Origin of the sequence: Chamaesiphon sp. VAR_69_metabat_338, assembly GCF_031423935.1 — a bacterium.
GTDB lineage: Bacteria > Cyanobacteriota > Cyanobacteriia > Cyanobacteriales > Chamaesiphonaceae > Chamaesiphon.
Genome location: NZ_JANPGM010000261.1, coordinates 1 through 6802 on the forward strand (window position 1 = coordinate 1; position 6802 = coordinate 6802).

6 protein-coding genes are annotated in these 6802 nt (G+C 46.2%); 4 read left to right on the top strand and 2 right to left on the bottom strand.

The genetic code is table 11. The features are described 5' to 3' along the window. Nucleotides 1-198 precede the first annotated feature (198 nt). Together RMO84_RS07695 and recJ are read left to right on the top strand one after the other, a co-directional pair. Nucleotides 199-1857, top strand: coding sequence for a glycosyltransferase family 39 protein (locus RMO84_RS07695; protein WP_310487880.1), 1659 nt, complete (start codon nucleotides 199-201; stop codon nucleotides 1855-1857). Between the two features lie 114 nt (nucleotides 1858-1971). Next, nucleotides 1972-4401: a single-stranded-DNA-specific exonuclease RecJ gene (recJ, locus tag RMO84_RS07700; RefSeq protein ID WP_310487881.1), complete on the top strand. Its 2430-nt coding sequence runs from the start codon at nucleotides 1972-1974 to the stop codon at nucleotides 4399-4401. Between the two features lie 98 nt (nucleotides 4402-4499). On the opposite strand, the gene RMO84_RS07705 is transcribed toward recJ, so the two are convergent. Next, entirely contained in the window at nucleotides 4500-4961 is a 462-nt protein-coding gene (locus RMO84_RS07705) for a hypothetical protein (RefSeq protein ID WP_310487882.1), read from the bottom strand. Between the two features lie 197 nt (nucleotides 4962-5158). Between RMO84_RS07705 and psbZ the strand changes: the two genes are divergently transcribed. Both psbZ and ribH read left to right on the top strand, forming a co-directional pair. After that, nucleotides 5159-5347, top strand: a complete 189-nt coding sequence (psbZ, locus tag RMO84_RS07710) for a photosystem II reaction center protein PsbZ (RefSeq protein ID WP_310487883.1) — start codon at nucleotides 5159-5161, stop codon at nucleotides 5345-5347. 175 nt (nucleotides 5348-5522) lie between these two features. Further along, nucleotides 5523-6023, top strand: a complete 501-nt coding sequence (gene ribH / locus RMO84_RS07715) for a 6,7-dimethyl-8-ribityllumazine synthase (RefSeq protein ID WP_310487884.1) — start codon at nucleotides 5523-5525, stop codon at nucleotides 6021-6023. 113 nt (nucleotides 6024-6136) lie between these two features. On the opposite strand, the gene RMO84_RS07720 is transcribed toward ribH, so the two are convergent. Beyond that, nucleotides 6137-6802, bottom strand: a 666-nt coding sequence (locus RMO84_RS07720) for an acyltransferase domain-containing protein (RefSeq protein ID WP_310487885.1), incomplete at its 5' end; no start/stop codon positions are given.

Here is a 6802-nt window from a genome sequence, read left to right on the forward strand (position 1 = left end):
ACGTATCATCTGCTACAATGACGTGTGGCACAATACAACATGTTATCCGGCAATCGCGATGCTCGTTAAGGCATTATCAAATTGCTGCTATGTATCTGGCTGCTTCAACAAGTAGCTTTTATATCCCTTCTCCCGATCGAATCTAGAGAGTAACAATGTGTATTTCAATGATTACTTGGGGGCGCAATCGTCGGTCAAATGGATGACTTTACCAAACGTTGGGCGATCGGATTATTAGTCATACTGCTGACAATCGGTATTTTTTTCCGGATTATTAATTTGGGTCAAAAGCCGGTTTGGGGAGGAGAAGCTCAGACACTATCAATGATTTCAGGCTATTCTGATGGTGAAGTCATCGATAAAATTTCGACCCCAGCACTTACCAATAAGATCGTCAGCGTCGAAAGTTTTCTAAAATATCGATTTCCTAACGACGATAATAATCTCAGGCGTATAATTCACAAACTTTATACCGAGAATCATCCACCACTTTACTTTGTATTAGCACATGCTTGGGTCAAATTATTCGGCTCTTCAGTAACAACGTTGCGGAGTTTAGCTGCGGTGCTGAGTTGGTTAGCAGTACCTTGTATCTACTGGTTGTGTCTGGAATTATTTGGCATCCCAGTAATTGGTTTGATGGCGAGTGCCTCGCTGTCAGTCTCACCGATTCAAGTCATCTACGCTCATGAAGCTGGCTCTTTTAGTCTACTTAGTCTGATCGTACTGCTCTCTAGTGCTGCTCTACTGTGGGCACTACGCACGCAGCAAAAATTGGCCTGGGCTATTTATGGAATATCGTTAGGATTAGGGCTTTATTGTCAGTACTATTTTGTGTTTACGCTCTTCGGCCAAATCGCTTATGTGCTGTCAATCGAGCCTTTGCGCACCCGAAAGTTAGCTAATTTTAGTCTGGTAGTTTTGATAGCCAGTCTCTCCTTTTTGCCTTGGACTATTACTGTTTTTAATCATCTTGCTAGTTTCCAAGACCTAACTAGTTTGAAAGAGCAAAATCATTTAACTTTACTAGGCACAATTGCTTTCTGGGCTGAGAATATCAGTCTGTCATTTGTCGATCTCGTGGATCCTAAGGCTAGCGAATATGGTGGCTTTGGAAAATTTGGTTTTTATTTTTTTACTCCACTTATCTTAAGCTTAGTTGGTTATTCAATCTACTTGCTTCGGGCTAAGACACCAAAGCAAGTTTATTTATGCATATTTTTCTCGATCGGCTCGACCGCTGTACCATTAATTATCTTCGATCTGTTTGCCGGTCAAAATCAGGAAATTTGGCCTGAAAATTTGTGTCCTATTTTTCCGTTTTTCCAGATTTGTGTTGCTTACTTGCTTTCTACCAAAGGACTATTATTAGATTCTGTCGATCGAAGTTGGTACCGTAAATACTGGCTCCCGATCGCCGCAATTTTAATAACTGAGGGAGTTGTTTTTTGCGGGATTTATTTGCAAGCGGATACTTGGTGGAATAAGTATGGTGGCGAGGATATTCTCAGCTTCACGCAGATCGTTCGACAGGCTCCAGATCTACCGATCTTAGTAAATAGACAACATCCAGAAAGCTTAGTAATTTACAATCTTCAGCCGCAGGTCAAGCTTGTATTTGTAGATGCTCCTCAGTTGAATCATTTGAATGTGACTGAATTTGCCACGCTCGATACTATCTTTTTCTTAAATCCCGACCTGGAAATGCAAGCAGAACTAAAACGGCAACATTATCAATTAAGATTGCTCGCTCAGTACCCAAATCTCGATCGCGTTTATGATGGATTAACACCGCCGCAACTTTGGAAGCTGCGGAAATTCACTTCAATACCGATGGACGACCTAAATTTGAAGTAAAATCTGGAGAGCGATCGGGATAAAGTAAAGCCTCCGATTGGGTTTCAACCATAATCTTTACGTGTTTTTTGGTGTGGCGATCGATTCGATAACAAACGTCAAAGCTGGTGCATCATGATTTTAGACTGGCAGCTTCCACTCCCATTAGAAATCCCCCCTGAATTTATCGCGGCGATCCGCAAGTGCAAACCCGCTGTTAATGGTAAATACGCCGCTCAATTGCTATGGCAGCGGGGGATAAGCGAGATCGATCGACTGCCTGGTTATTTGGATTGTGACAAGTATCAGCCGAGTAGTCCCTTCGCCTTTGGCGATGAGATGACGGCGGCGATGGAACGATTGAAAAAGGCTTATATCTATACCGAGAAGGTCGCGATTTGGGGTGATTTTGATGCGGATGGGGTAACAGCGACGAGCGTGTTATGGGACGGATTGGGGCAGTTTTTCCCGCGTGGCGAACAGCTTAGTTATTACATCCCCGATCGGATGAAGGAATCCCACGGATTGAACGTGGCCGGGATTAAAAAATTGGCGGCACAAGGCGTTAATTTAATTATCACTTGCGATACGGGTAGTACGAATATTAAAGAAATTGAATATGCAACAAAGTTAGGTATCGATATCATTGTCACCGATCACCATACCTTGCCTACCAAACGTCCGCCGGTCTCAGCGATTATCAACCCGCGTTATTTTGAGTCAGGGCATCCGTTATTTCATCTCGCGGGGGTAGCGGTGGCGTATAAATTGGTCGAGGCTCTCTATCTGACTTTGCCCGACATTCCCCAGCAGCCAGTCGAGTACTTGTTAGATTTAGTCGCGATCGGTTTGATTGCCGACTTGGTGCAATTGAGTGGCGATTGTCGCTATCTGGCACAGCAGGGAATTAAACGATTGACCCTGCAAAACCAGCCAGATATCGACGGCTTCCGTCCGGGGGTACATAAGTTATTACAACTATGCAAGCGCAGTGGCGATCGACCGACAGATATTTCGTTTGGGATTGCGCCGCGCATTAATGCAATTAGTCGGATTCATGGCGATGCGAGTTTTGGGGTGGAGCTATTGACTAGTAAAGATGTCGATCGTTGTCACGAGCTAGCCGCCGAAACCGAACTCGCCAACACGCGGCGGAAGGAATTGCAAAAGAATACGACTAGCAAAGTCCAAAGCAAATTAGCAGATTTAGATTTATCGACGACTTCGGTAATCGTGCTGGTAGATAGCAATTGGTCGCCAGGAGTATTGGGTTTAGTTGCCGGACAAGTCGCGCAAGAACATGGCAAGCCGACAATTTTATTGAGTACGAATAGTGACGGCGATCCAGGCAAGGAAAAGGTCAAAGTTGCGAGAGGTTCGGCGCGATCGACTCAAAATATCGACCTCTATCAATTAGTCAATTCCCAAGCTCATTTACTCAACAGTTTTGGCGGACATCCCTTTGCCGCCGGGATGAGTATCAATCTCGATAATATTCCGATTTTTACCGAAGCCATCAACCAACAGTTACAAACCAAACTCGGCACGATTCCGCCACCCTCGATCGCCACCGATATCGTCGTGACAGTTACCGATTTGAATGCCGGAAATGGCCGAGAATTATTTGAAGACTTATTATTGCTCGAACCCTATGGCATGGGCAATCCAGTCCCTAAATTGCTGATTAAAAACTGTTTTTTCAAGGATGTTAAGAATCGCAATATTCAAGATTTTAAAGGTAAAACCGTCCAGTATATTCGGACTAAATTTACCTTAATCGATCCGACTAGCTCCACCGGATTTCCCGGGATCTGGTGGGGACATTACGAACACGAGTTACCTAGAGTTGCTTGCGATGCAATCGTCGAACTGGATTTCAATTCTTATGACAAGAAGTTTGAAGTAAGACTGGTAGAAGTGCGTCCGGCAGCGGTTGCCAGTATTGGAGATAGCTATCGGCAAGTGCAACCCAATGCTGTCGATTCTCACTCTGAGAGGCTGCGCCAACGCCAGCAGCCGCTGCAAGTACTCGATTTTCGCCAAACTCCAGGCGTTGGTGCAGCCTTTCGCAATGGGAATCGAGTGGCGATCGATTCAGAGCCAATTATTTGGATCGATGAATGTCCGAGTGACTGGCATCAGTTACATACTTATTGCCGCAAAGCCAAGCTAACTAAAAGCAAATTGGCACTCAATTATCAGTCTATAAATTTACTAACTAGTAGCGAAATTTTGTCACAGCTAATTGGCATTGCCAAGTATCTAGTTACCAGTGAGCAAAGTATCGATTTAGCCAGATTGACAGCTAAGCTAAACATTAGCGATCGATCGTTGCGATTGGGTTTAGATGCGCTCGTGGAAATTGGCTTTGAAGTCTCATTACAAAGCGAAACTCACATGCTAAATATCGGCAGCACCGAGCGTCTGATAAATCTGTCCGCACCAGCTTTACACTCACTATTTACGGTCAGACAATTTTTAGCCGCGATCGATGAAGAACGATTCAAACGTAACTATTTTCTGCAAGTTCCAGTTTACGCGATCGAGTCTAGCCTGAGCGGTTAGAAGTAATTAACAGAGAAAATTGGATCGAGTTGCGCTAAATCCGATCTAATTTTCTAGATCGGATGACCGCTCTGCTGTGAGTGCGCGTATTGCCGGTGTTAGCGATCGTGAAAACGTTCGCGGTGCCATTGTCCGCGACCTTCATACGGACGATGGGGACGGCCAAAGAAATTTCCGGGGCGGCGGCGTTCGGGGCCACGATCGCGGAATTGTCCCACTTGGTGAGGTCGTTGTTCTGGCCCTCGGCCAAATAAGCCTCCTTGAACGGCTGGTTCTGGCTGTTCGCGGCGTTCTGACTGACGCTGCGGTTGCTGACTCTGCTGTTGTGGCTGACTTTGCTGTGGTTGGCTTTGCTGTTGTGGTTGGCTTTGCTGTTGTGGCTGATTTTGCGGTGGTTGACCTTGCGGTGGTTGACCACCACCATTCATGATTACTTGCGCGTGGAGGCGTGCAGATGGTTGCACGGATTCTAGGCTGAAATTAGAGATCGCCGATCGAGCAGTAGTCGCCGTTGAGAGCAGTGTCAGTAAGGCTAACGCTAACGGGGTAAACTTTAACATAGCTAAATCTATTCAGATTATAGGTTTTGTATAGGGACGGATGTTTGCGAATTTTGTTCGCGGCTAAGAATGTCGAACGATCCGCCAATCTGGATATCGCCACAGATCGTAACAGCTAAAAACGAACAACCACCCAAAGAGATGTTAAATTTTTAATAGCTAAGTTAAAATATTGCTGTTTTGGGAGCGTATATAAAATGGTCGTAATTTTCAATCTGGCACTATTTGCCCTAGTGCTACTGTCATTCGTGATGATCGTCGGCGTTCCAGTTGCTTATGCAGCACCACAAAACTGGGATCGATCCAAGCAACTCCTGTTCGTTGGTTCGGGAGCTTGGACGATTTTGGTAGTAGTTGTGGGTATTTTGAACTTCTTGGTAGTTTAAATTGCCGATATTCTCGATCGGTTGCTAGAAAGATTACCCGATCTCGATCGCAGCCGATCTCCATCCTCGAATTTGCTAGATCAAAAACTAGTAGTACCGATCTCGATAATTCGCGACAGCGGAGATTTTGAAGTCCAGTTTTTAAAAATTCTCTATTCCCTACTCCCTAAGCTAAATGGCCGTTTTTGAGGGCACTCTCGTCTGCGATCCTTCGTTAAAGTTTGCGATTGTTATCGGTCGATTTAATGACCTTGTTACTAATAAACTCCTAGACAGCTGCCAGGACTGTCTCAAACGCCATGGCATCGACATTGACCCCAATGGTAGTCAAGTAGACTATGCGTGGGTACCAGGGTGCTTTGAGGTGCCACTGGTGGCTAAAAGATTAGCTGAGTCCGGTCGTTATGATGCGATTATTTGTCTGGGTGCGGTGATTCGCGGCGATACGCCTCACTTTGATTATGTAGCTTCGGAAGTGGCTAAAGGTGTGGCAGCAGTTGGGTTCCAAAGCGGTACGCCGGTAATTTTCGGAGTCTTAACTGTCGATACGATGACTCAAGCATTAGAGCGTGCGGGTATCAAGGGCAATCACGGCTGGGGCTACGCGCTCAACGCGATCGAAATGGCTACCTTGATGAAAAATTTACCAGCAGCAACCAATTCAGTCGATCGCTAGATCGTGGCCCTCACCCCCCACCCCTCTCCCAAGCTTGGGAGAGGGGAGCCAGCGCCGCAGGTGAGGGCGGGGTGAGGGCCACAATTTAGCGATCGCAAAATAAGGTATCGAGATTAGTTTGGGAAAAACGCTTCTAGATCCGATCGAGTCCCCATCTGTACTGTCGAAATCCCGTCACAGGTACGCTTAATCAATCCGCCCAATACTTTGCCAGGGCCGACTTCGATCGCTTGTTCGATGCCCAACTCGGGCAACTGCAACGAAATTTCTCGCCAGCGCACCGCGCCGGTAATTTGGCTGTCGAGCTGTGCTTTTAATTTACTCGCATCCGTAGTGGGAATCGGTGCCACATTCGAGAGTACGGGCATTTTGGCATCCTGAAATTTAACTGGAGCTAAAAATTTTCCAAATTCAGCAGCGGCTGCCGCCATCATCGGCGAGTGAAAAGCTCCCGAAACATTGAGCGGGATGGCACGTTTGACCTTAATTTTGCCAACTACTGCCGCAATTCCGGCTGTCGTTCCTGAAATGACAACTTGAGCGGTGCTATTGTCGTTGGCAATAACGACATCTTCAGTATCGGCGATCGCGGCTGCGAGCTGGTCGCGATCGAAACCAATTAAGGCTGTCATCCCACCCTCAGAAGCCAAATCCATTAATTTGGCGCGATGCTTGACTAATTCCAATCCGGTTTCAAAGTCAAAGACTTCAGCAGCGTATAAGGCGACATATTCACCCAAACTGTGTCCGGCAACTGCCTCAGGCACCACGCCGCGCTG